Genomic DNA, 23450 nt, shown 5'->3' with positions numbered 1-23450 from the left:
GATGCCATGGTCATCACGTTTACCGAAATCACGCAATGGCTTGGGTTGATTTGGTGGCCATTTGTGCGCTTAACGGGTCTGTTTGTGATTGCACCCTTTTTCGTCGACAAAGCGATACCGATGCGAGTGAAAATTTTGTTCGCATTTGTATTCTCATTGCTACTCGCTCCCATGATCGACACGGTTCCCCCTTTCAACCCATTCTCCATTGACGCGATTATCTTCACGCTTTACCAATTGATCTTTGGGTTTCTCATCGGCTTTGCGGTGATGATTTTCTTCACCATCTTCTCAATAGCTGGGCAAGCGATATCCATGCAAATGGGGCTGGCAATGGCGATTATGAACGACCCAGCCAATGGGGTAAGCATCGCGATTATCGGTCGAATTATGTTTATCACTGCGATGCTGCTATTTCTATCCATCGATGGTCATCTTATTGTGTTGCTGCAACTTAAAAACAGCTTCACCCACTGGCCACTCGACTCTCTGTTTCCCTTTACCAGCATCGACTATGTTCTCAAAATGGTGTCGTGGATGTTCGCAACCGGGCTGCTAGTGGCCGCCCCAGCGATTGTTGTCATGCTACTCAGTAACATCACCTTTGGATTAATGAATAAGGCAGCACCAGCGCTTAACGTCTTCGCCCTTGGCTTTCCGATGACTATGTTACTGGGGCTCTTTGCCATGATGGCGTCGCTGACTGGGATTGGCGATCATTACTTTGAATTGGCACTGGAGCTTAATCGACACCTCAATTACATCTTGAGGCTTCCGAATGGCTGATAATCAGGACAGCGGTGACAAAAGTGAACTGCCCAGCCAGCACAAGTTGGCTAAGGCACGTCGGGAAGGTCAGATCCCCAGAGCTAAAGACTTTGTCTCCTCACTCACGCTAGTTGTCGTTGTCGCCTATTACGTATTGAACATAGATAGACTTGGGCAAACTTTGATTGAGCTGTTTTTGATTTGCTATGAATTCGATATCAGTATCATTGGCCAGTTTCATCTGCTTATTGAGCTAGTCGGCAAAGCACTGTTTGCGATGATCATGCTGTTCTTTCCTCTGTTGATCTACCAGCTCATTAGCGCAATTTTAGGCTCAACACTATTGGGAGGCTGGGTGTACAGTCCGACTCTGCTGGCACCGAAGCTTGAGCGCATCAGCCCGCTCAAAGGACTGAAACGCATCTTCTCGACCCAGTCTGTGGTCGAGCTGATAAAAAATACGGTAAAGGTGTCGCTGTTTTTCGCCATCCTCTATTGGGTCATCAATCAGTACATGGCTGTGATTACCGGCCTTGTTAGCGCGCCGTTTGATAATGTGCTCGCGACTGTAAGCTCAATTACTGTCGAGTATTTGGGCTATTTACTGTTTGGACTGATTGATTTTCCCTATCAACGCCATGAGTTCACCAAGCAAATGAAAATGACTAAGCAAGAGGTAAAAGATGAGCACAAAGAGCAAGAAGGGCGACCCGAGGTAAAAGCGCGTATTCGGCAGATCCAAACACAGAATGCCAAACGAGGTGCCAACGAGCGAGTGCCGAACGCCAGTGTCGTACTGACTAACCCAACCCACTATAGCGTGGCACTTGTCTACGACCTCTCCCAAGCCGAAGCACCCTTTGTCGTTGCGAAAGGAAAAAACGATGTAGCAGTATACATACGTGAACTCGCGGCAAAGCATCAAGTTGAAGTCGTGCAAAGCCCAGAACTGACCCGAGCTATCTATCACACCACGCAAATCGATCAAATGGTGCCCAATCAACTGTTCGTTGCCGTGGCGCACATTCTTACCTACGTCAATCAGCTAAAAGCATGGCGCCAAGGGCAAAGAAGCAAGCCCAATGGCTTGCCTCCTTTCGATATCCTAAAAACTTGGAGTGATACTACATCGCCGCCTGAGTGACCCGCTCCAATCTGACTGCCGATACCTTAAACTCGGGTATTTTGGCGTGAGGATCGGTTGCCGTATTAGTGAGTTTATTAGCCGCCGATTCTGCAAAATGGAAGGGGACAAACACTACCCCTTGCTGCATACGTTTAGTAACAAACGCTGGCGCGGAGATCTCACCACGGCGTGACACTAGCTTAACTGGCTGGCCATTCGCGACGCCCATCGCCTCGGCATCTTCTACACTCATCATAATGCGCGGCCCCGCAAGGTTATCTAACCCTTTGGTTTTACGCGTCATGGTTCCAGTGTGGAACTGCTCAAGCAAGCGACCTGTGGTGAGGACCATAGGGAACTCTTTATCCGGAAGCTCAGCCGCATACTCAAATGGAATCGCTGCCATTGCACCTTTACCACGAATAAACTGGTCTTGGTGCATAATGCGAGTACCAAATGGCTTAACGTTATTACACGGCCACTGCAATCCATTTTTACCCACCGACTGCCAGCGAATACCGTGGTATTGCGGCGTCACATCAGCGATCTCTTCGGTGATGTCCTGAACCGACTCATATTGCCAATCGCTACCCATCGCATTAGCGATAGATTGGATAATTTGCCAATCTTCACGCGCCTCGCCCGGGGCTTGTACAGCCGGTACCAAACGTTGTACTCGTCGTTCGGTATTGGTGAAGTGCCCCGCTTTTTCGGCAAAGGAATAGGAAGGCAATACGACATCGGCTAGCTGCGCGGTCTCGGTGAGGAAGATATCTTGCACTATCAAGAAGTCCAAAGATTTTAAACCATGCACCGCGTGTGCTTGATCTGGGTCGCTCAATACTGGGTTCTCACCCATCACGTACAAGGCTTTGATGTCGCCATCACAGGCTCCGTCGATGATCTCTGTCAGCGTCTTACCGCGCTCGGTTGGCAGGTTGTCACTGTTCCATACTTTGGCAAACTTCGCTTGCACCTCTGGATCGGTGACTTTTTGATAGCCTGGGAAATCGGTTGGCAGCGCCCCCATATCACAAGAGCCTTGTACGTTTGATTGACCACGAAGCGGGTTAATACCGCCACCTTCAACACCAACATTGCCACAGAGCATTTGCAAGTTAGCAATGGAACGTACATTGTCATGACCCGTTGTGTGCTGAGTGATGCCCATCGAATAAAACACAGATGTTACTTTAGCAGTACCGATAAGTTCGGCAACACGCTCAATATCAAACGCGGCCACACCGGTAATGAGCGCCGCATTTTCTGGGCTGTAGTCTGGTTTTCGGATTTCAGTGACAAACGATTCATACCCCTCGGTGCGTTCATCGATAAACGCTTGATCGTGCCAGCCATTTTTGTCGATAACATGCATGATGGCATTGAGTAGCATCACATCTGTTCCGGGACGATGGCGTACATAGAGCTCTGCGTGGTCAGCCATATCAATGCGTTTCGGATCCGCGACAAGAAGGCGAGCGCCACCAGCAATCGCCTGTTTGATATGTGACGCAATGATTGGGTGCGCTGCACTGGTATCAGAGCCGATGATAAAAATGACGTCAGAGTGCGCAATACTTGGAATATCATTGGTCATTGCACCACTACCAAATGAGGCTTCAAGGCCGGTCACCGTCGATGAGTGACAAAGCCTTGCACAGTGGTCAATGTTGTTGGTACCCAGCTCTCGTCTAAACAGTTTTTGAAACGCGTAGTTATCTTCATTGGTGGTTTTAGCTGATGAGAACCCGGCTAGACTATCACTGCCATACATCGACTTAATCTTGGTCAGTTTGTCCGCCACGTAACTAATGGTTTCATCCCAAGACGCTGGCACAAGCTCACCAGCTTTTCTGATCAGAGGCGTGGTTAATCTTTCATCGCTATGAATGAAATCAAAACCAAATCGACCTTTCACGCATAGCATACCTTGATTGACCGGCGACGTAGGGTCACCTTTCACATAGCGAATTTTGTTGTTGGCCGCATCAACATACATTTCAACGCGGCAACCCACGCCGCAATAGGTACAGATGGTTTTGACTGGCGTCAGCATTTCTACACGGCTGTGAGATTTATCTCGTTTATCCACCAGCGCCCCTGTTGGACATACCTGAACACAAGCACCGCATTGAATGCAGTTGCTGTCCCCCATTGTGGCGCCATCTGGGAAGGAGGGTCTATGTGCGGATTCAGAGAAGTTTAAAATGCCATGTACTGATTCAGTCTGACAAGCATGCACACACGAACCACAACTAATACAGCGGTTAGCATCGAACACAATAAACTCACTGGATTTGTCCACCGGGAACATCTTGCGATCTTCGGTATCAATTTCTCGATAATCCACCTGATATTCACTGGCATAATCGCGTAAATCACATTGAGTGTTCGCCTGACAGCCACATTCTAAGCAGCGAGCAGCTTCTGCGATTGCGTCCGCATCGGTCATTCCCAGTTCCACTTCTTGATAACTGGTTTGGCACAGTTCAACATCGAGATGAGTCGCTTTGGCTCTCGACTTGGCGCGCTCTTGCAAATACTCCGCTTGGCGAACTTCGGTTAATCGCTCAGCTTTTCGGCTATTAAACGGCGCAGGTTCCGGTTTAAAATGCCCTTCGAGAATGTAGCGCTCAATGGCGTCGGCGGCTTTTTTACCATCGGCAATGGCTTCAATGGCCGTCGCAGGGCCGCGCCTAAAATCACCGATGCTATAGACGTTGTAGCCATGGTGCATGGAATCACCATCGGCGGATGCCGTTCCCCAATCGGTCAACGGGAGAGATTGGCGGGCAGTTTTTAGGAACTCCACATCCGGCTTTTGTGATAAAGCAGAAATAACGGTATCAAACTCAAGAGTCTGGGTTTCACCAGTAGACACTGGGCGACGGCGCCCTGAACTATCAGGTTCGCCCAACGCCATAACTTCCAGCTCAATGGCCTTAACTCTACCCTTTTCATCAGCCACGTTGCTCTTGGGGTTGGTTAGGAACTTGAACTTCACGCCTTCAAGTTCAGCCGCTTCAATTTCATGCAGCTCGGCAGGCATTTCATTGCGAGTACGACGATAAATAATCGTGGTGTCTGCCCCCTCACGGATAGCGGTACGCGCACAGTCTATCGCAGTATTGCCGCCACCAATCACCGCCACTTTACGACCCATGGTAAAGTGCTTGTCGGTCATATGATCTTTAAGATAATCAACACCAAGAATACAGCCATCCAAATCTGAGCCTGGATAAGGCATGTTCACCGCTTTGGTTGCGCCAACAGCAAGGCAAACCGCTTCATAATTGGCGGTCAGATCATCAAGAGTGACATCTTTGCCAAGCACAGTGTTGGTTCGAATTTGCATCCCACCTCGACACATCAGCTCAATTTCTTTGTCTAGGATATCTTTAGGCAGACGGTATTCTGGGATCCCGTAACGCAGCCAACCGCCCGCTTGCGGCATAGATTCAAACACATCGACAGCGAAACCTTGGTAACTGAGATAGTAACCACAAGCTAGACCACCAGGGCCAGCACCAACGATGGCGACTCGATGGCCGTTGTAAGGCAGCTTTGATGGCTCGAACTGTTCCGCAAGGGATAAGTCAATATCGGCAGCGTGGCGCTTAAGCTGACGAATGGCCAGCGGCTCATCGACTAAGCTTCGGCGACATTCGTGCTCACAAAACGCAGGGCAGACTCGGCCTATGGAGATGGGCATAGGCAGTGTGTCTTTGATGACTTTCACTGCTTGATGATGATCGGCCTCGGCGATGTGATAGAGGTAAGTTTGAATATCAACATTCGCAGGACAAGCGACTTTGCATGGCGCTTCACAATCGGCGTTGTGATCCGCGAATATTTTATTGAGCGCTTGACGGCGCAATGTGTTGAGTTGGGTGGATTCGGTAACGATGGTCATCCCATCTTGCACTTGGGTTTCACAAGCTTTAACCACCCCTTGGCCGACAACTTCGACCACACACATGTCGCACGATTGTTTCTCTGCATGCTTGCTGATTGAGCACAGTGACGGAACATCCACTTTGATATCTTTGGCCACATCAAGAATGCTCTTGCTGTCACGCAGTAGGTAAGACTGACCATTGATAATTACATTCATAGAGCTATCTCTTTTTAGACAGATGGTTATTAGCCCACTGTGAATGCCGAGTGGCATCAAGACGGATCGCACCCAAAATCAACACCAATAAGTTTGCCGCGATCCATCTAGCGGGCAAATCGATAAAGATGTGGCAGGTACAGCAAATCGTCAGCAACCAAGCTGATTGTGATCGTCGTCACAGTGGTAGAACAAATCTAAAATGAGAATTTTTTTCGCTCTCAGGGGGTCCACCGCAAAGGGGGATTTACAAATAGGAGCATAACTGCCTTTAGTATAACCACACACTTTTAAAGGTCAAAATAAACCCAACAAATGTGTGACAATAACACTTAATCAGCATCCGCTGATGGCGTAAAATGGTAAAAGTAGTCCTCCTGTAATTGGTACTTTAAGCACGTCAGCAAGAACTACTCCAAGAGGAATCAATCAATGAAAATGCTTAAAGATATCGCCATCAGCTCTGTTATCACCACTATCGTTATGTTGGTCTTAAACGCATCTTGGGACTGGGTATTTATTGCTAGCCTAGAAGTAGCGGTACTGGCTTCGGTCATACTGGCAGGAATGCTAAAAGGAGCTATTTCTTTGGAGAAAGTGATGGCGGCCTATTTCCTGACGCACAAAACGATGCCAAAGCTCAAACGCGGCGTGTCTTCATACATTATTTTGGTTGGCTCTAAGTTTGTGGCCATGGGTGTAATTGCGATGCTATTTGGTCAGCATGTTGCATTTACTGGTGCGTTTGGTGGCGTTGTGGCGTTTTTTGCGATTATTTTTGCAGTGTTGGGTATTGAAGGGGTTATTGGTAAGGTAATAGCGCGCCGTGAAGTTGTTGCGGTTTAAAGTAGACGATCTTTTGCTCCTCCCCTTAATAAGGGGAGGCTGGGAGGGGTGCTCTTATATCTTTAACACTCTAAAATTAAAGATAAAAAACCAAGAGCACCCCCTCTAACTCCCCCAGCTACGCGCCCCGTTATCAAGGGGGAGAACCAAGACTAGCTCCTACGTCGCATCGCCTGCTCACTGCGATCTTGTACAAACCGGGCACATCGTTTACAAAATTGCTTTCGCCAAAACGCAAAAAGCCTCGCTAAATAGCGAGGCTTTTCTAAAAATGGTCGGTGAAGAGGGATTCGAACCCCCGACCCTCTGGTCCCAAACCAGATGCGCTACCAAGCTGCGCTATTCACCGAGATTGCTGAGTGGCTTATTGCCTGTCAACGGATGCGTATATTACTGATAATTCTGAGGCGTGCAAGGCTTTTATGGCATCTTTTTACTAAAACCGAGTTGTTTGGTCAGCAACTAGCCAGAAGCACGAAAAATGTGACCAAATACACACACTAACATACAGGCCATTAACAGTCTGGGTACAATTGATCCAGATCAGTGTTCATTTTTGCACCAAACGTTAACGTAACTCTGTCTTCACTACTTTTTGGAGGAAACATGGACTTTTGGCTTGATCTCCTATTTGGTAATGCAGTGGGCTTGTCTTCGATGATTGTCATCTTTGGGGCGTTTGGTCTGATGCTGTTTTACGGTGCTTTCTTCATATATAAAGTAATGAATGACAAATCTCCTCACTAGAATCGCTTAGCGTCTATGTAAATAGATAACTGCTATGCACCGGAGTGGATCGCCTGTTCACTCCGGTTTTTATGCTCTCACTTTTGTGCTGACTTCGTATATACTGCCATTAAATTGGCTTATTTCGAGATGCAGTTATGTCTCAAGACGATGACCTAGACCTATTTCAACAAATGATGGGCGATGTAAAGCCTATCCAGCACGACACCGTCGAACTGAAAAAGTCCCACCAGGTTTCTGACGCGCAAATAGCAAAGCGCCAAGCCGCACTTTGGCTATCTGAGCAAGACCCTGAATATCTCTCCATCGACTATGCACCTATGGTCAAGCCTGACGACATTATCGAGTTCAAGCGTGATGGTGTGCAGGAGGGGGTGTATCGCAAGCTCAGACTAGGCAAGTACCCACTTCAAGCTAAACTCGACTTACACAGGCGAACACTGAAAGAAGCTCGTGATGAGGTGATTAAGTTCTTGCAGCAATGTATGCGCATGGATATTCGCACCGTGATTATTGTCCATGGCCGCGGGGAGCGTTCAAACCCGCCCGCTCTTATGAAAAGCTACTTGGCAAACTGGCTAACGCAAATCAAAGATGTCCAGTGTGTTCATAGCGCCCAACGCTTTCATGGTGGTAGTGGTGCAGTGTATGTCATGCTTCGAAAGAGCCAAGAAAAGAAGCTTGAGAATCGCGAACGCCATCAAAAACGCACGAGTTAAGTGACTTAACGCTGGGTTGGGTATAAAATACGCGACCTTTAAAACTGACCAACATAGAGTGATAACCTCGCATGTCGAACCCTGCTGACGGAAAACGTCTCAACAAATACATCAGTGAAACGGGCTTTTGCTCGCGTCGTGAAGCGGATAGGCTCATTGAGCAGCAACGCGTAACGATCAATGGCAAGGTGCCGGAAATGGGCACAAAGGTGCTACCTGGCGATGATGTTGAGATTGATGGTAAACCTGTTCGTAGCAAGGAAAAGCCGATCTACATCGCCCTAAACAAGCCGACAGGTATCACCTGTACTACCGAGCGTGATGTACCTGGAAACATTGTCGACTTTGTTGGTCACCACAAGCGTATCTTCCCTATTGGCCGATTAGATAAACCTTCCGATGGTCTTATCTTCTTAACCAATGACGGTGACATCGTGAATAAGATCCTTCGTGCTGGCAACAACCACGAAAAAGAGTACGTCGTCCGCGTCGATAAGCCGATCACCAAAGACTTCATCAAAAAGATGGGCGCAGGTGTCGCTATCCTTGATACCGTCACTTTGCCGTGTAAAGTTGAGCAAGAGACCAAGTTCTCGTTCCGTATTACGCTGACACAAGGCCTCAACCGTCAGATCCGCCGTATGTGTGAAGCGCTAGGCTATGACGTTCTAAAGCTGCGTCGCGTGCGCATTATGAACATCTCTATCGATGGCATTCCTAACGGTAAATGGCGTTACCTAAGCGATGAAGAAGTGGCAGAAATTCTGCGCATGTGTGAGGGCTCTGTCAGTACAGAAGAGGCTTCACGCAAAGACGCTAAGGGTCGCCGTATCACTAAGGCTACCGATGCTAAGTTGCACGATGCGCGTCGAGAAGCTGAGTTTGAGAAGAACCAGCGTGACGGCAGAAACCCGCGCTCAGCGAGTCGCAACAACCGTGACAACATGAAAACGTATTCTGGTCACGGTGCCGATGAGTACCGCCGTAGCCCAAGCAAGCGTCGTCATTCTGATTCAGACAACCAACGCAGTGATGAAGGTGGTCGTGGAGGCAAACCTAGCCAGCGTAAACCGAGTCATTCTGGTAATAAATCTCGCCCAGCCAAACCTGTAGCTAAAAAGCCCGTCAGCCCGAAATCCAGTCAGTCAGATTCGGGACAACGTAAGCCTCGTGTCGGTGGGACTTTGTCGCTGAAAAAGTAGTAAATCCTAAGTAACGATATTACTACTTTGATTGATACGCCTCGCAGCGTTCAATTTGACAAATAGGTTAGCAAGGTAACTATAAGTTGTAATTGAGCCCTAAACTTCGATTAGGGCTCAATATGAAAAGCGACTTTCTAGCTAGATATAATCTTCCCAAAAACAACACAGAAGCGGTTCGATATCTAAGCAGCATACTCAATATTCCTCTTCATCTAGCACAAGGCGACGCATCAAAAATATCCTTGGCTATGGCTGGTACTATCATGTATCGACAGCTTGACAGGCAATCTCGCCAACAAGCTATGCTTTCCATCCACCAGCTAGAACACAATCAATTGAAAAGCTCTCTGATCTCTAAATGCACAGACGCGTTGATAAACCCACAATGGGCTGAATGGTCACTAACAAATGAAGAACTGGCAGAGCTTCTAAAGTTTCACAATCAATTCAATCGATGGTCTAGCATTGTAGGCGCAAACCCAGGTCTATACGGTACCGCAGGCTCCGCTTGGATGATCATAAAAAACGGCGCAAGTTCTGGAAACTTAGCGACATTAATCGCTTCCATTGCGTTGATAGGTGTACATGAGTTTTCATATTACGAAACCCAAAAATACTCTAATGAGCTCGAGAGACGTATTTAATGACTAAGTACATTTCAGTAATTGCGTTTAGCTATCTTATCTTAGTTACCTTCTCGGTAATATTGGGGGATGTACTCTCGCTCTCTATGCTCCAAGGAAACAATATTGCCGCCCTAGTTTTAGCCTTTATCATCGCGAAGCAATGTACATCTATTAATGTCGGCATTACACGTTCAAAATCTGCTGTAGCGGCGTTTACGTCTCTAATTTACTGCCTGACCTCTAACTATATTTCTTACCTTCAATGGGAAAGCCTACTTACTCTAAGAGAAAATCTTGTCGTACTGGCTATCTCGCAGCTAACCATTTACGTGCTAATGAAAGTGAAGGCTATTTAAGTAACTTAAGCTTCACATAAGTTCACAAATTTCGCTCGAGTTAGTGCCGCCAAATCAGTCGGTGCTAACTCAATCTCCAACCCGCGTTTTCCTGCACTCACACACATCGCTTCTAGGCTCTCGGCGGAGCTGTGAATAAACGTCGGTAATGCTTTCTTTTGGCCTAAAGGGCTAATACCACCAAGTACATAACCTGTTGTTTTCTGGGCAATGTCTTTATCTGCCATGTCGGCCTTTTTACCACCAGCGGCTTTCGCTGCCAACTTCAAATTGAGCTTTTCTGCCACAGGAATAACGGCAACGGCTAAATTCTTCGGTTCACCGTTGATAGCAAACAGTAAGGTTTTAAATACAGTGGCGGGATCTTGCCCTAGTGCTTCTACCGCTTCCAAACCATAACTCTCATGGCGAGGATCGTGATCGTATTGATGAACGGTGTGAGTGATTTTCTTCTTTTTTGCTAGGTTGATTGCCGGGGTCATTGCTTACTCCAAAACTCGCAGACCAAAAAAACGGCGCCTTTCGGCACCGTTCTATTTATTGAATAAAAACCAGTTAAAGTCTAGTTTTTATAAACAATTTCGCCTTTTGGCTGATACTTGTTCACATCAATTGGGCTGTTCGCTTCTAGGTACTCTTTTAGTACTTCTGCATCAACAAAGCCTGTGTTGACGTGACCTGCGTGACCTGTCAGTTTTGGATAGCCATCGCCACCTGCCGCATTAAAGCTTGGAACGGTAAAGCGGTAAGTCGCTTTAGGATCCAGCGCTTTGCCATTAATAACAACGTTAGAAACCGACTCTTTACCCACTGTCATTTCAATGCCAGCGAACTGAGCATAAGCACCTGAGTCGACTGGTTTTGTCGCAACAACATTTAGGTAATCAAGAACTTCTGCACCTGTCATGTCTGTATAAGTGATGATGTTGCCAAATGGCTGAACGATCAGTACATCTTTATAAGTGACATCACCTTCAGCGATAGAATCACGGACACCACCAGAGTTCATCACAGCAAAGTCCGCTTTTGCGCGTTCCATGTGTGCAGTACCAATCAAACGACCTAGGTTAGTTTGGCTAAAGCGAACGACATTACGGTCACCTTCAAGCTTGCCGTTTGTGTCAGCAATTTTAGCCCCTAGCTGCTCTTGGCCTTTTTCTTGGAATGGTGATAGGAAAGCGAGTAGCTCTGCATCTTGCTTGATTTCATCTTCAACCAATACGCGCTGCTTCTTACCATCAACTTTGACTTTTTTCTTCAAGTTCACAGGAATAAGATCGTAGCTCACCATGTTCAGCTCGCCGTTTTTGAACTCATAGTCCGCACGGCCGACGTATTTACCCCACTCGTACGCTTGAACAATCCAAGTACCGTTTTGAATATCAGGCTTACATTCATCGCTCGGCTTGAAGTTCTTCTTAACGACATTTGGTCCTTCCATACATACAGGCTCTTGTGAGTGACCACCCACAATCATGTCTAATTCGCCTTCATTCAAGTAACGTGCTAGTGCTACGTCACCTGGTGCGTTAACACCGCGTTGACCATTTTCATAGTGACCCATGTGAGTAACGGCGAAAATAAGATCAGGTTTTTCTGTCTCTTTTAGTTCAGCGATAAGCTTTTTCGCTTCTACTTTTGGATCGCGGAATTCAATGCCACCGATGTACTCAGGGTTACCAATTTTTGCCGTATCTTCTGTCGTTAGACCGATAACCGCGATCTTGATGCCTTGCTTATCAAACATGTGGTAAGCATCAAACAGGCGCTCGCCGGTTTCTTTGTCGTAGATGTTGGCAGACAACATTGGGAAGTTTGCCCACTCTTTCTGTTTAAACAGAACCTCAAGTGGGTTATCAAATTCGTGGTTACCTAGCGCCATCGCATCGTAACCAATCATGCTCATGCCTTTGAAGTCTGGCTCAGCGTCTTGAAGATCAGACTCTGGCACACCCGTGTTGATATCACCACCAGAAAGTAGCAATACGCTACCGCCTTCTGCTTCCACGTCTGAACGAATTTGGTCGATTAGCGTCTTACGCGCTGCCATGCCATATTCGCCATATTTGTTTTGCCAGAAGCGACCGTGATGGTCATTGGTATGCAGGATGGTTAGCTTATACGTTTCATCAGCATTCCATTCTTGCTCGGGTTGAGTTGCGCATCCTGCTAGTGACGCGATAATAGCCGCACTGAGTACGGACTTAAACATAAGGCTTTTTTTCATTGTCATACCTTTTGAACTTTGGGGATCCACTGCCTAGAGCATATTGAAATAACTCACTTTTTGCCGATAAGCATTTTAAAATGCCAAGAAAAACATCGACAAAATTTGCGTTAGTTTAAAGTAAGCTATCAAACATAACATTCTGATTTCACTTTTATGTAATCTATATCACAAGTTGATATAAACTCGTTGGCATAATAGTCAGTAATATATGTTGCTGCTCGGAAACTGTACTGGATAGAGACGCTACAGAGCGAGCTATTCAACCAGTTAAGATCAATTTTTCTGCGAAGAAACGATTGCCCAACAGGATTAGTTAACATGAAAAAGCCAGCTTGATAACAAGCTGGCTTTTTGTTTTCTATTGAATCGCTAGAGACTATTTGATGTCGATATGATCGAATCCTTTAATCAAATCATCCAGCGCTTTCATTTGAGCTAAGAACGGCTCTAGTTTGTCGAGTGGCAAAGCCGATGGGCCGTCACAACGTGCTTTGTCTGGGTCTGGATGCGCCTCGATAAATAGACCAGCAATGCCCGTCGCAAGGCCTGCTTTCGCAAGTTCAACCGTCTGCTCACGTCGACCGCCAGAAGCCGCGCCAGATGGATCACGCATTTGCAGTGAGTGCGTTACATCAAAAATGATTGGACTACCATTTGAGGCTTTTTTCATTACACCAAAACCAAGCATATCAACCACCAGGTTGTCGTAACCGTGGCAAGAGCCGCGCTCACAAAGGATGATATTTTCATTACCACACTCAGCAAACTTATCCACGATGTTACCAACTTGACCTGGGCTCATGAACTGAGGTTTCTTCACGTTGATCACAGCACCTGTCTTAGCCATCGCTTCCACAAGATCCGTTTGACGAGCTAGGAATGCTGGTAACTGAATCACATCCACTACGTCTGCGACAGGTTGAGCTTGCGCTTCTGTATGAACGTCAGTAATGATTTTCACGCCAAAGGTGTCTTTCAGCTCTTGGAAGATTTTCATTCCTTCTTCAAGACCTGGACCACGATAAGAGTGCACAGAGCTGCGGTTTGCTTTATCAAATGAAGCTTTGAATACGTAAGGAATGCCCAGCTTCTCTGTTACCTTCACATAGTACTCACAGATCTGCATCGCAAGATCACGTGATTCCAATACGTTCATACCCGCGAATAGCGTGAAAGGCTTGTCATTCGCAACTGGGATATCGCCTACGTGTACGGTTTTCATTTCCATGTTGTTATTCTCTGAGTTTAGTGAAGGGTCACAGGGGTGCGGCTAATCGCAGTCACCTGTGTTTTCAGTAATTCGATTGCAGGGTCATCTGGGCATTGGTCAATAAAGTATTGAAAGTCACTTGCCGCAATTTGATGACAATCTAGCTGTTGATAAATATAGCCGCGATCGCGAATTTCGTATGGATCGTCCGGTACAAACGTCAGAGCCAAATCGGTACATTGTAGAGCTAATGTGTATTTCTCTTCACGTAGCAGCGCACTTTTCAGTAGTGCTAACCAGCGACCAATCACGGTTGGATTATCAACTGTGTCAAGGTGCTTAGCTTCGAGCTTGGCAAGTGGTCCTTCATGACCGATAAGCCATGCCTGTAAACGTTTTTTGCTAACGTACTCACCATCGTAGGGGTTGATGTAAACTGGCGCTTCATTCGGCCAACACACTTTCACCAAAAACTGAGTCGGGAAAGTGACCGCTTCCATGGGTAAGCCAAGCTTACTGCCAAGGTAGAGCAAAATAGAACCAAGGCTCACTGGCACACCTTTACGGCGCTCTAATACCTTGTCTATGAAGGCATTGTCCGATGAGAAATACTCATCGTCATCACCTTTAAATTGCCATTCAGCATAAAACAGGCGAAGCAGCGCATCTAAACGCTGCTTATCATCAACTTCGTGAAACAGTTGCTGCTCAGCCTCTTTGGCTAAGCGCGCGAGTTCAAGTCCAGCCCAATGCTGCTGCGTCTCAGGATCCACTGCTTTGTTTAAGATCAGTGCACCTTCTGCTAACTCTATCGCATCAAAATCTTCGTCAAACAGTTCAATCATGGTTTACCCCATTAGGAATGGCGTTTTTAACATGGCAATCTTCGCTGCCATCAATAGCCACCCTAGCGCACCAAAAAAGGCGCATGTTCTTAATAAATTGTTCTTTGCCAGCTTTAACGTGAAAAAGGCCAATGCAAAATAGGCCATAATGCAGGTTACTTTCTCTGTCATCCACGGCGCTGCATCAGTAAAAGGGACAAAGCCGGTGTAAGCAATAAGGCCAAAACCAGAAAGCAATAAAAGAGAGTCGTTGATGTGTGGGAAGCGTTTTAGGAACGGTAAATTCACTTTTGGAGAATTCATCATCATCAGTCCGTATCGAACCGACAATAAGGCCACTGAAATCGCAATCGTCAACAAGTGAAAATGCTTTAATCCTTCATACATATGAGCGTCTCTCTTACTTTCTTTTGGTTGTTATGGGTGCCACTTTCCGAGTGTCACTCTATCATTGTTGGCGTAGTCTTTCTCTGTAGTAACTTCGGTAAAACCATGGAGCTCCATGATGCGTCTTACCGCGTCTCCCTGCTCAAAGCCGTGTTCGAACAGAAGCCAGCCACCATCAAGCAAATAACTTGGCGCAGCCGCTGTAATCGTTTCTATATCGGCCAGACCGTTGTTTTCTGCAACTAATGCCGACGATGGTTCAAAACGCACATCCCCTTGAGAAAGATGGGGGTCGTTTTCATCGATATAAGGTGGGTTGGAGACAATAATCGCAAACTTGTGACCCTGGTCAATCGGCGCAAACCAACTGCCTTGAGCAAAGCGAACATTACCAATATTCAGTTTGTCGGCGTTACTTTTGGCAAGCTCAACCGCCTCATGCTGAAAATCTACCCCCTGAAGCTGACGTTTTGGAAGCTCCGATGCCAAAGCAAGCGCAATTGCGCCAGTGCCCGTGCCCAAATCAAGCAAATCACCATCGATAAGCATCGCTTTATCTAGGGCAAGCTCAACCAAACGCTCGGTATCGGGTCTTGGAATCAGCGTGCTAGGTGCAACATTGAGTGGCAATGACCAAAACTCTCGCTCGCCAAGAATATACGCGACTGGCTCACCTGCGGTGCGTCTTGCCATTAGCGCATCTAACTGAGTCGCCTGCTCTGGGGTTAGCTCTTTTTCTGGCCAAGTAAGCAAGTAGCTTCGCGGCTTTTCAAGGGCGTGACAGAGCAATACTGCCGCATCTAGACTTGGCGAGTCACTACCTGACTCAGAAAGAACAAGCGATGCTCGTTTGAGCACCGCTTCTATAGACATATCTAGCGACATGAATTAGTGGTTCTCTGCAAGCGCAGCCAGCTGATCCGCTTGGTGTTCTTGAAGTACTGGATCGATAAGGCTTGCCATTTCACCTTCCATTACTTCATTCAAACGGTACAGTGTTAGGTTGATGCGGTGATCAGACACACGGCCTTGTGGGTAGTTGTAAGTACGGATACGGTCACTACGGTCACCAGAACCTAGTAGGTTACGACGAGCATCAGAAACCTCTGCCGCACGGCGAGCTTCTTCAGCTTGAACGATACGTGCTGCTAGTACAGCCATCGCTTTCGCTTTGTTCTTATGCTGTGAACGCTCATCCTGACACTCTACCACTGTACCTGTTGGTAAGTGGGTAATACGAATAGCAGAGTCAGTGGTGTTAACGTGCTGACCACCAGCGCCGGATGCACGGAAGGTATCAATCTTAAGATCCGCTGCTTTGATTTCTGGCAGATCCGCTTCTGGGATCTCAGGCATTACCGCAACAGTACATGCTGACGTGTGAACACGACCTTGCGATTCTGTTTCTGGAACACGCTGTACACGGTGACCACCAGATTCAAACTTCATTGTGCCGTAAACTGCGTCACCAGACACTTTAGCGATCATCTCTTTATAACCGCCCTGCTCTGACTCATTGCAGCTCATCACCTCAATACGCCAACCTTTTTTCTCTGCAAACTTAGAGTACATACGGAATAGGTTGCCCGCGAAGATACCCGCTTCATCACCACCCGCGCCAGCACGGATTTCTAGGAAACAGTTGCGCTCATCGTTTGGATCTTTTGGAAGAAGAAGAATTTGCAGCTCGTCCGCTAGCGTTTCGATCGATGCTTTTGCTTCTTTGATCTCTTCTTGAGCCATTTCGCGCATTTCTGCATCGTCTTCTTTTGCCATCTCTTCAGCCGCTTCAAGATCGTCTTGCGCTTGCTGGTAGGCTTGGAAACACTTGGTCACTTCTTCAAGCTGAGAGTACTCTTTCGATAGAGCACGGAACTTGTCTTGATCACCGATAACACCAGGGTCACCAAGTAAATGTTGAACTTCTTCATAGCGTTCAACCAGAGTTTCCAATTTTACTAGAATGGAGGCTTTCATAATTGCGTCTTTTCTCGGGGTGAGGCTTATTTCGTTTGGTCTAAACCCAAACTCTGTCGGATAACTGCCAGTTTTGCAGGTTCACCCTGCTCAGCAGCATCTTGCAGCGCTTTGGTCGGCGCGTGAATAAGCTTGTTTGTTAATTTATTACTGAGCTCTAACAGCACTTTTTCTGGGTCTCCCCCTGCTGCTAATGCTTGTAAGCTTTTTGAAAGTATATCTTGTCTAGTGTCATTCGCTTGTTTGCGATACTGCCTAATACTATCCACTGCCTGCAATGAGCGCATCCAAGACATAAACTGCGCGCTCTCTTCGCTGACAATCGCTTCAGCTTGAATGGCTTCTACTTTACGCTGCTCGATATTGCTATCGACAATAGACTGTAGGTCATCAACGGTGTAAAGGTAAGCATCATTTAGCTCGCCGACTTGTGACTCAATGTCACGCGGTACAGCAATATCGATGAGCAGCATTGGTTGAAAACGGCGCTTCTTAATCGCGGTCTCTACCATGCCTTTACCAATAATAGGCAATGGACTCGCTGTTGAACTGATTACGATATCGGCTTGTGGCAATACCTCGGGAATATCATTCAGCGCAATAACCTGCGCACCGAACTGGGTGGCGAGCACTTCTGCGCGCTCTTTGGTTCGGTTGGCGACGATCATCTTTTTACAGCCTTGTCCTTCGAGGTGCTTAGCAACCAATTCGATGGTTTCACCAGCGCCTACCAGCAACACGGTTGAGTCCGCCAAAGATTCAAAGATCTGTCTTGCCAGTGTCGTTGCCGCATAAGCGACAGAAACCGCACTGCCACCAATTTCGGTTTCAGTGCGAACACGTTTCGCAACAGAGAAGGTCTTTTGGAACAGCTTCTCTATACCGCCTTCAACCGATTGGTGGTCACGAGCGTCGCTATAGGCTTGTTTAACTTGACCAAGAATTTGTGGCTCACCCAGTACCAATGAATCTAGGCCACAAGACACACGCATTAAGTGTTTGATCGCCGCTTGCTCTTCGTACACATACAAAGAAGGCTTTAACTCCTCTGCTGGCACGTCGTGAAAGCGCACCAACCAATCAATAAGTTGTGCTTTATTGGTATCACCGGTGTCGCAGTAGATTTCTGTGCGGTTACAGGTCGACAAAATTACCGAGCCATTGACTTTGGCATTGTCTCTCAGCTCATTCAATGCTCGGTCGAGTTTTTCCGGTGGGAACGCCACCTTTTCTCTCAGATCCACTGACGCTGTATTGTGGTTAATACCAATAGCAAGCAATGACATGTAACGCGAATTCTCTGATACAGATTTGACAAATAGGGCAGAATTTTACTTGATGGCACCACTTATTGAAAGACTCTGACCAATATGTTTTCCTGAGTTTGTGGGATTGATGCTATAGTCTGTCAATATTGTATTGAATTTGCACAATAATCCATCACGTAAGTAGTTTCCTATGCACAGACTTTTTCGTCGCCTGTTTTACACATTGACGGCACTGTTTTTGTTTGGCTGTAGCACAATGCCACCCGAGCCACAAAGTGTCGAATGGCAAGCTCACCGAGCTGAGCTCAACGCCCTTACCCAATATAAGGCCAGTGGCAAACTTGGCTACATTTCGCCAGAGCAGCGCCAAACCTTGAACTTCTATTGGACATACTCTGCGAATTTGACTCAAGTTCGCCTAACCACCTTTCTCGGCCAAACGGTCTTCAACCTTACGTCGACACCCAATGGCGCGTTTATTGAAACCTATGACGACCAAAAGCTATCAGGCCAAGATGCTAACCTGCTTATCTACCAGTTAACAGGGCTCAACATTCCAATTGAGCAGTTGGCAGATTGGCTTATTGGTCAACCAAACTCCGCTGATAGCTATCAGCTCAATGAGTTCAACACAGTAGCAAGCCTGACCAAACAGCTAAATAGGAAGGCTTGGCAGCTTAACTATACCGAGTATCGCAGTTTCACACTCGAAGATGAGACCCGCACACTGCCGATGCCAACTCGAATGCAGCTAGTGCAAGATGACACCAAGCTCAACCTCGTTGTTTCCAAATGGACTATCAAACAGTGACCAAACGTACCATGATCACCAACACTACCACATGGCCAAGCCCGGCTAAGCTCAATCTGTTTCTCTACATCACAGGGCGACAGGCCAATGGCTATCATGAATTACAAACTCTGTTCCAATTCATTGATCTTTGCGACTCACTAGAAATCACCGCCAACAACAGCGGTGACATTACCCTGTCGCCAGAAATCGAAGGGGTAGCCACACAAGATAACCTCATTTGGAAAGCGGCTAGCGCGCTTCAAGCGAAAGCCCAATGCTCTTATGGCGCCCATATTAGACTCGATAAAATACTTCCAATGGGCGGTGGTATTGGCGGCGGCTCATCGAATGCAGCAACGGCATTGGTTGCGCTAAACTTCTTATGGCAAACCCAATTTAGTGTTGATGAACTGGCGGAAATCGGTCTCGCACTCGGTGCTGATGTACCGGTATTTGTACGTGGTTTCGCCGCATTTGCAGAAGGCGTTGGTGAAAAACTCAGCGCGGCAGAACCCGAAGAGCTTTGGTATTTGGTTGTCAAACCAAAAGTGAGCATTGCGACCGTGGATATCTTTACGCATCCTGACCTGACGCGAAATACGCCGAAGCAAGAGCTGACAACGCTTTTAGACAGCCCCTACGGAAACGATTGCGAAAAAATTGTCCGAATGCTGTATCCAGAGGTTGATAACCAACTTTCATGGCTGCTACAATACGCGCCGTCAAGATTGACGGGTACTGGATCGTGCGTGTTTTCCGAGTTTAAAACTCAGGAAAATGCACAAAAAGTCCTAGAACTGCTTCCTGACACCGTCTCCGCTTATGTGGCGAAAGGGTGCAACCGCTCTCCTTTACTAGAGACCCTGGCTAACTATGAGTTAGCCCTATTACAATCTGTTTAAACTGGACGCAACCCTGAGGTTTCCACCGTGCCTGATATGAAGCTATTTGCTGGTAACGCAACACCTGAACTAGCCCAACGTATTGCTGACCGTCTATACATCTCTCTAGGAGATGCTACTGTTGACCGTTTCTCTGACGGCGAAGTCGCTGTTCAAATCAACGAAAACGTTCGTGGTAGTGATGTATTCATCATTCAGTCAACTTGTGCGCCAACTAACGACAACCTAATGGAGTTAGTGGTAATGATTGATGCAATGCGCCGCGCTTCAGCAGGCCGTATTACTGCTGTTATTCCTTACTTTGGTTACGCTCGTCAAGACCGTCGTGTGCGCTCTGCACGTGTGCCAATCACTGCAAAAGTTGTTGCAGACTTCCTTTCAAACGTTGGTGTTGACCGCGTTCTTACAATCGACCTACACGCAGAGCAGATTCAAGGCTTCTTCGATGTACCTGTAGATAACATCTTCGGTACACCAGTCCTTCTTGAAGACATGGCTGAGCGTGGTCTAGAAGATCCAGTGGTTGTTTCACCTGACCTAGGCGGTGTTGTGCGTGCTCGTGCAACAGCTAAAGCACTAGGCGACATCGATATCGCGATCGTCGACAAGCGTCGTCCACGCGCTAACGTATCTGAAGTGATGAACCTAATCGGTGATGTTGAAGGTCGCGACTGTGTGATCGTTGATGACATGATCGATACTGGCGGTACGCTATGTAAAGCAGCAGAAGCGCTTAAAGAGCGCGGTGCTAAGCGTGTATTCGCTTACGCTACTCACGCTGTATTCTCTGGCAACGCTGCTAAGAACATCAAGAACTCTGTTCTAGACCAAGTTATCGTGACTGACTCTATCACGCTAACAAAAGAGATGGCTGCGACTGGTAAAGTAACTCAGCTAACTCTATCTAGCATGCTTGCTGAAGCTATTCGTCGCATCAGCAACGAAGAATCAATCTCTGCGATGTTTACTTCAAAGTAATTCTCGCCTAGAAATGAAAAAACCACTTCCCTTCGAAGTGGTTTTTTTGTATTCACATTTTTTGTGCCAATTTAGTGTGCTATTATACCGCGCTTTTGAGATTCAAGAGAGATCTTAACGTTGACTCAGCAGATAAAATTGCTTGTAGGCCTTGCCAATCCTGGACCTGAATACGCTCGTACGCGTCACAATGCCGGTGCTTGGGTGGTAGAGGAACTCGCTCGTATCCATAACGTCACTTTGAAAAACGAACCAAAGTTCTACGGTCTCACGGGTCGAATTCTGGTGAATGGCAGTGACTTACGACTGTTAATCCCCACCACATTTATGAACCTGTCTGGAAAAGCTATTGCTGCACTTGCGAAGTTTTATCAGATCAAACCTGAAGAGATCATGGTCGCTCACGATGAGCTAGACTTACCTCCAGGCGTTGCCAAGTTCAAAAAAGGTGGCGGTCATGGCGGGCACAATGGTTTAAAAGACACCATTAGCAAGCTGGGCAACAATAAAGAATTTTATCGTCTAAGGATTGGTATTGGCCATCCTGGGCACAAAGACAAAGTAGCAGGTTATGTACTCGGTAAAGCGCCAGCAAAAGAGCAAGAATGCCTTGATGCTGTTGTCGATGAATCCGTTCGCAGTCTCGACATCTTACTGAAAGATGGCCTGACAAAAGCACAAAATCGCTTACACACCTTCAAAGCTGAATAAGGTTTACAATCATGGGTTTTAAATGTGGCATCGTTGGTCTACCAAACGTAGGTAAGTCAACTCTGTTTAACGCACTGACTAAAGCTGGTATCGAAGCAGCAAACTTCCCGTTCTGTACTATCGAACCAAACACAGGCGTGGTACCTGTGCCAGATCTACGTCTAGACGCGCTGGCGAAAATTGTTAATCCACAAAAGATCCTTCCAACAACAATGGAGTTTGTGGACATCGCAGGTCTTGTTGCTGGTGCTTCTAAAGGTGAAGGTCTGGGTAACAAATTCCTAGCGAACATCCGTGAAACTGACGCGATCGGTCACGTAGTTCGCTGTTTTGAGAACGAAAACATCGTTCACGTTGCAGGCAAAGTGTCACCAATCGAAGACATCGAAGTGATCAACCTTGAACTAGCTCTTGCTGACTTAGACTCTTGTGAGCGCGCAATTCAGCGTAATGCTAAGAAAGCAAAAGGCGGCGACAAAGACGCGAAATTCGAGCTCACCGTACTTGAAAAGCTACTACCAGTGCTTACTGAAGGTGGCATGGCGCGTACTGTTGATCTTGCAAAAGAAGAGCTAGCAGCCGTTGGTTACCTAAACTTCCTAACGCTAAAACCAACCATGTACATCGCAAACGTGAATGAAGATGGTTTTGAGAACAACCCGTATCTTGATGCAGTACGCGAGTACGCAGAAAAAGAAAACAACGTAGTTGTTGCGGTGTGTGCATCTATCGAATCTGAGCTTTCTGAGCTAGACGACGAAGATCGCGAAGAGTTCCTAGCTGATATGGGTATTGAAGAGCCTGGTCTTAACCGAGTGATCCGCTCTGGTTACGAACTACTGACTCTGCAAACCTACTTCACTGCTGGCGTTAAAGAAGTTCGCGCTTGGACTATCCCTATTGGTGCAACTGCGCCGCAAGCCGCAGGTAAGATCCACACTGACTTCGAAAAAGGCTTCATCCGTGCAGAAGTTGTTGGTTATGACGACTTCATTCAATACAACGGTGAGTCTGGTGCAAAAGATGCAGGTAAATGGCGTCTAGAAGGTAAAGAATACATCGTTAAAGATGGTGATGTAGTTCACTTCCGCTTCAACGTGTAATTTCTTCACACTCGTTATTGTTTAAAAAGCCAGCAACTGCTGGCTTTTGTTGTTTTACAAGGTCTATCAACTCACAATAAGACTCCATATCGAAACCAATAGCACCTTAGAAAATCGACAATTATCTAGCTGATTTAGATCAGAAACAGAGCGGTTTGATTAAAAAAGGTTCGAACGGCACTTTTTGGCGAATTTCTTCACAAAAAAAGTTGACGCATCACACTCAACTCCGCATAATGCGCCCCGTTCTCAGCGATAAGGCAACTTTCGAAGAGAATCAACAATATGGAAATGGCTACGTAGCTCAGCTGGTTAGAGCACATCACTCATAATGATGGGGTCACAGGTTCGAATCCCGTCGTAGCCACCATTTCCTAAGCACTCTTTTTAGAGTTTTTAGGAAATAATGCGGAAGTGGCGGAATTGGTAGACGCACCAGATTTAGGTTCTGGCGCCGCAAGGTGTGAGAGTTCAAGTCTCTCCTTCCGCACCATTATTCTTTAGAAATAAAGAGCCATGTGATTGACATAGTAAACAAT

22 protein-coding genes and 3 tRNA genes are annotated in these 23450 nt (G+C 46.8%); 15 read left to right on the top strand and 10 right to left on the bottom strand.

The window, feature by feature from the left end; translation table 11 throughout:
- The first annotated feature begins 6 nt into the window (after nucleotides 1–6).
- Together fliR and PG915_RS04910 are read left to right on the top strand one after the other, a co-directional pair.
- A complete protein-coding gene (gene fliR / locus PG915_RS04915) occupies nucleotides 7–786 on the top strand; it encodes a flagellar biosynthetic protein FliR (protein ID WP_353498097.1) in 780 nt (259 codons plus the stop codon).
- Nucleotides 779–1912, top strand: a complete 1134-nt coding sequence (locus tag PG915_RS04910; RefSeq protein ID WP_353498096.1) for an EscU/YscU/HrcU family type III secretion system export apparatus switch protein — start codon at nucleotides 779–781, stop codon at nucleotides 1910–1912. Before fliR ends, PG915_RS04910 begins: the two co-directional genes overlap by 8 nt.
- Here the strand turns inward: PG915_RS04910 and fdhF are convergent.
- On the bottom strand, nucleotides 1893–6008 hold the full coding sequence (gene fdhF / locus PG915_RS04905) for a formate dehydrogenase subunit alpha (protein ID WP_353498095.1): 4116 nt from the start codon (nucleotides 6006–6008) through the stop codon (nucleotides 1893–1895). The genes PG915_RS04910 and fdhF overlap by 20 nt on opposite strands.
- A gap of 432 nt (nucleotides 6009–6440) precedes the next feature.
- On the opposite strand from fdhF, the gene PG915_RS04900 reads away from it, so the two are divergent.
- Nucleotides 6441–6854: a hypothetical protein gene (locus PG915_RS04900; RefSeq protein ID WP_353498094.1), complete on the top strand. Its 414-nt coding sequence runs from the start codon at nucleotides 6441–6443 to the stop codon at nucleotides 6852–6854.
- A 272-nt stretch (nucleotides 6855–7126) separates the two neighbouring features.
- On the opposite strand, the gene PG915_RS04895 is transcribed toward PG915_RS04900, so the two are convergent.
- Nucleotides 7127–7203, bottom strand: a tRNA-Pro gene (locus PG915_RS04895).
- A gap of 257 nt (nucleotides 7204–7460) precedes the next feature.
- On the opposite strand from PG915_RS04895, the gene PG915_RS04890 reads away from it, so the two are divergent.
- From PG915_RS04890 to PG915_RS04870, 5 genes are all read left to right on the top strand, one after another.
- The gene (locus tag PG915_RS04890) at nucleotides 7461–7601 is read left to right on the top strand and encodes a DUF3149 domain-containing protein (protein WP_042473952.1); all 141 of its coding nucleotides are present in this window, start codon (nucleotides 7461–7463) and stop codon (nucleotides 7599–7601) included.
- Nucleotides 7602–7738: 137 nt separating this feature from the next.
- Nucleotides 7739–8320 (top strand): DNA endonuclease SmrA, encoded by a 582-nt coding sequence (gene smrA / locus PG915_RS04885; RefSeq protein ID WP_353498093.1) that lies wholly within the window; start codon nucleotides 7739–7741, stop codon nucleotides 8318–8320.
- Nucleotides 8321–8391: 71 nt separating this feature from the next.
- Nucleotides 8392–9522, top strand: coding sequence for a 23S rRNA pseudouridine(2604) synthase RluF (gene rluF / locus PG915_RS04880; protein WP_353498092.1), 1131 nt, complete (start codon nucleotides 8392–8394; stop codon nucleotides 9520–9522).
- A 122-nt stretch (nucleotides 9523–9644) separates the two neighbouring features.
- Nucleotides 9645–10169: a hypothetical protein gene (locus PG915_RS04875; protein ID WP_353498091.1), complete on the top strand. Its 525-nt coding sequence runs from the start codon at nucleotides 9645–9647 to the stop codon at nucleotides 10167–10169.
- A complete protein-coding gene (locus tag PG915_RS04870) occupies nucleotides 10169–10507 on the top strand; it encodes a hypothetical protein (protein WP_353498090.1) in 339 nt (112 codons plus the stop codon). Before PG915_RS04875 ends, PG915_RS04870 begins: the two co-directional genes overlap by 1 nt.
- 5 nt (nucleotides 10508–10512) lie before the next feature.
- Here PG915_RS04870 and ybaK read toward each other — a convergent pair whose 3' ends face one another.
- The 8 genes from ybaK to hemA form a co-directional block, all read right to left on the bottom strand.
- Nucleotides 10513–10989 (bottom strand): Cys-tRNA(Pro) deacylase, encoded by a 477-nt coding sequence (ybaK, locus tag PG915_RS04865; RefSeq protein WP_042503374.1) that lies wholly within the window; start codon nucleotides 10987–10989, stop codon nucleotides 10513–10515.
- Between the two features lie 80 nt (nucleotides 10990–11069).
- Nucleotides 11070–12734, bottom strand: coding sequence for a bifunctional UDP-sugar hydrolase/5'-nucleotidase UshA (ushA, locus tag PG915_RS04860; protein ID WP_353498088.1), 1665 nt, complete (start codon nucleotides 12732–12734; stop codon nucleotides 11070–11072).
- Between the two features lie 379 nt (nucleotides 12735–13113).
- Complete coding sequence (gene kdsA, locus PG915_RS04855) at nucleotides 13114–13965, bottom strand: 3-deoxy-8-phosphooctulonate synthase (RefSeq protein WP_353498087.1); 852 nt, start codon at nucleotides 13963–13965, stop codon at nucleotides 13114–13116.
- A gap of 17 nt (nucleotides 13966–13982) precedes the next feature.
- The gene (locus tag PG915_RS04850) at nucleotides 13983–14792 is read right to left on the bottom strand and encodes a SirB1 family protein (RefSeq protein ID WP_353498086.1); all 810 of its coding nucleotides are present in this window, start codon (nucleotides 14790–14792) and stop codon (nucleotides 13983–13985) included.
- A 3-nt stretch (nucleotides 14793–14795) separates the two neighbouring features.
- On the bottom strand, nucleotides 14796–15179 hold the full coding sequence (locus PG915_RS04845) for a SirB2 family protein (protein ID WP_112462325.1): 384 nt from the start codon (nucleotides 15177–15179) through the stop codon (nucleotides 14796–14798).
- 30 nt (nucleotides 15180–15209) lie between these two features.
- Nucleotides 15210–16064 (bottom strand): peptide chain release factor N(5)-glutamine methyltransferase, encoded by an 855-nt coding sequence (gene prmC, locus PG915_RS04840; protein ID WP_353498085.1) that lies wholly within the window; start codon nucleotides 16062–16064, stop codon nucleotides 15210–15212.
- 3 nt (nucleotides 16065–16067) lie between these two features.
- Nucleotides 16068–17156 carry a peptide chain release factor 1 gene (gene prfA / locus PG915_RS04835; protein ID WP_353498084.1) on the bottom strand — a complete coding sequence of 363 codons (1089 nt, stop codon included), beginning with the start codon at nucleotides 17154–17156 and terminating at the stop codon, nucleotides 16068–16070.
- A 26-nt stretch (nucleotides 17157–17182) separates the two neighbouring features.
- A complete protein-coding gene (gene hemA / locus PG915_RS04830; RefSeq protein ID WP_353498083.1) occupies nucleotides 17183–18442 on the bottom strand; it encodes a glutamyl-tRNA reductase in 1260 nt (419 codons plus the stop codon).
- 172 nt (nucleotides 18443–18614) lie between these two features.
- Here hemA and lolB point away from each other — a divergent pair, with 172 nt between their 5' ends.
- From lolB to PG915_RS04795, 7 genes are all read left to right on the top strand, one after another.
- Nucleotides 18615–19235 carry a lipoprotein insertase outer membrane protein LolB gene (gene lolB, locus PG915_RS04825; RefSeq protein WP_353498082.1) on the top strand — a complete coding sequence of 207 codons (621 nt, stop codon included), beginning with the start codon at nucleotides 18615–18617 and terminating at the stop codon, nucleotides 19233–19235.
- A gap of 11 nt (nucleotides 19236–19246) precedes the next feature.
- A complete protein-coding gene (gene ispE, locus PG915_RS04820) occupies nucleotides 19247–20119 on the top strand; it encodes a 4-(cytidine 5'-diphospho)-2-C-methyl-D-erythritol kinase (RefSeq protein WP_353498663.1) in 873 nt (290 codons plus the stop codon).
- A 27-nt stretch (nucleotides 20120–20146) separates the two neighbouring features.
- Nucleotides 20147–21097, top strand: coding sequence for a ribose-phosphate pyrophosphokinase (locus tag PG915_RS04815; protein ID WP_042503361.1), 951 nt, complete (start codon nucleotides 20147–20149; stop codon nucleotides 21095–21097).
- A gap of 120 nt (nucleotides 21098–21217) precedes the next feature.
- Complete coding sequence (gene pth, locus PG915_RS04810; protein ID WP_353498081.1) at nucleotides 21218–21808, top strand: aminoacyl-tRNA hydrolase; 591 nt, start codon at nucleotides 21218–21220, stop codon at nucleotides 21806–21808.
- A gap of 11 nt (nucleotides 21809–21819) precedes the next feature.
- Complete coding sequence (gene ychF / locus PG915_RS04805; RefSeq protein ID WP_353498080.1) at nucleotides 21820–22911, top strand: redox-regulated ATPase YchF; 1092 nt, start codon at nucleotides 21820–21822, stop codon at nucleotides 22909–22911.
- 293 nt (nucleotides 22912–23204) lie between these two features.
- Nucleotides 23205–23281: transfer RNA gene (locus tag PG915_RS04800), tRNA-Met, on the top strand.
- Nucleotides 23282–23319: 38 nt separating this feature from the next.
- A tRNA-Leu gene (locus PG915_RS04795) sits at nucleotides 23320–23404 on the top strand.
- Nucleotides 23405–23450: the final 46 nt, after the last annotated feature.

Source organism: Vibrio sp. CB1-14, from assembly GCF_040412085.2.
In the GTDB taxonomy this organism is placed as follows: domain Bacteria; phylum Pseudomonadota; class Gammaproteobacteria; order Enterobacterales; family Vibrionaceae; genus Vibrio; species Vibrio chaetopteri.
The sequence above is the reverse complement of the archived record's forward strand: the minus strand, read 5'-3'. Positions and strand labels throughout refer to the sequence as shown.

Bases quoted from the DNA above. Each gene is read 5' to 3' on its own strand.
- lolB (WP_353498082.1), top strand. From the start codon at position 18,615: ATGCACAGACTTTTTCGTCGCCTGTTTTACACATTGACGGCACTGTTT.
- PG915_RS04850 (WP_353498086.1), bottom strand. From the start codon at position 14,792: ATGATTGAACTGTTTGACGAAGATTTTGATGCGATAGAGTTAGCAGAA.
- fdhF (WP_353498095.1), bottom strand. From the start codon at position 6,008: ATGAATGTAATTATCAATGGTCAGTCTTACCTACTGCGTGACAGCAAG.
- hemA (WP_353498083.1), bottom strand. From the start codon at position 18,442: ATGTCATTGCTTGCTATTGGTATTAACCACAATACAGCGTCAGTGGAT.
- prmC (WP_353498085.1), bottom strand. From the start codon at position 16,064: ATGTCGCTAGATATGTCTATAGAAGCGGTGCTCAAACGAGCATCGCTT.
- fliR (WP_353498097.1), top strand. From the start codon at position 7: ATGGTCATCACGTTTACCGAAATCACGCAATGGCTTGGGTTGATTTGG.
- PG915_RS04870 (WP_353498090.1), top strand. From the start codon at position 10,169: ATGACTAAGTACATTTCAGTAATTGCGTTTAGCTATCTTATCTTAGTT.
- PG915_RS04910 (WP_353498096.1), top strand. From the start codon at position 779: ATGGCTGATAATCAGGACAGCGGTGACAAAAGTGAACTGCCCAGCCAG.
- PG915_RS04845 (WP_112462325.1), bottom strand. From the start codon at position 15,179: ATGTATGAAGGATTAAAGCATTTTCACTTGTTGACGATTGCGATTTCA.
- kdsA (WP_353498087.1), bottom strand. From the start codon at position 13,965: ATGGAAATGAAAACCGTACACGTAGGCGATATCCCAGTTGCGAATGAC.
- rluF (WP_353498092.1), top strand. From the start codon at position 8,392: ATGTCGAACCCTGCTGACGGAAAACGTCTCAACAAATACATCAGTGAA.
- ushA (WP_353498088.1), bottom strand. From the start codon at position 12,734: ATGAAAAAAAGCCTTATGTTTAAGTCCGTACTCAGTGCGGCTATTATC.
- ychF (WP_353498080.1), top strand. From the start codon at position 21,820: ATGGGTTTTAAATGTGGCATCGTTGGTCTACCAAACGTAGGTAAGTCA.
- ispE (WP_353498663.1), top strand. From the start codon at position 19,247: ATGATCACCAACACTACCACATGGCCAAGCCCGGCTAAGCTCAATCTG.
- PG915_RS04890 (WP_042473952.1), top strand. From the start codon at position 7,461: ATGGACTTTTGGCTTGATCTCCTATTTGGTAATGCAGTGGGCTTGTCT.
- PG915_RS04900 (WP_353498094.1), top strand. From the start codon at position 6,441: ATGAAAATGCTTAAAGATATCGCCATCAGCTCTGTTATCACCACTATC.
- ybaK (WP_042503374.1), bottom strand. From the start codon at position 10,989: ATGACCCCGGCAATCAACCTAGCAAAAAAGAAGAAAATCACTCACACC.
- prfA (WP_353498084.1), bottom strand. From the start codon at position 17,156: ATGAAAGCCTCCATTCTAGTAAAATTGGAAACTCTGGTTGAACGCTAT.
- smrA (WP_353498093.1), top strand. From the start codon at position 7,739: ATGTCTCAAGACGATGACCTAGACCTATTTCAACAAATGATGGGCGAT.
- PG915_RS04875 (WP_353498091.1), top strand. From the start codon at position 9,645: ATGAAAAGCGACTTTCTAGCTAGATATAATCTTCCCAAAAACAACACA.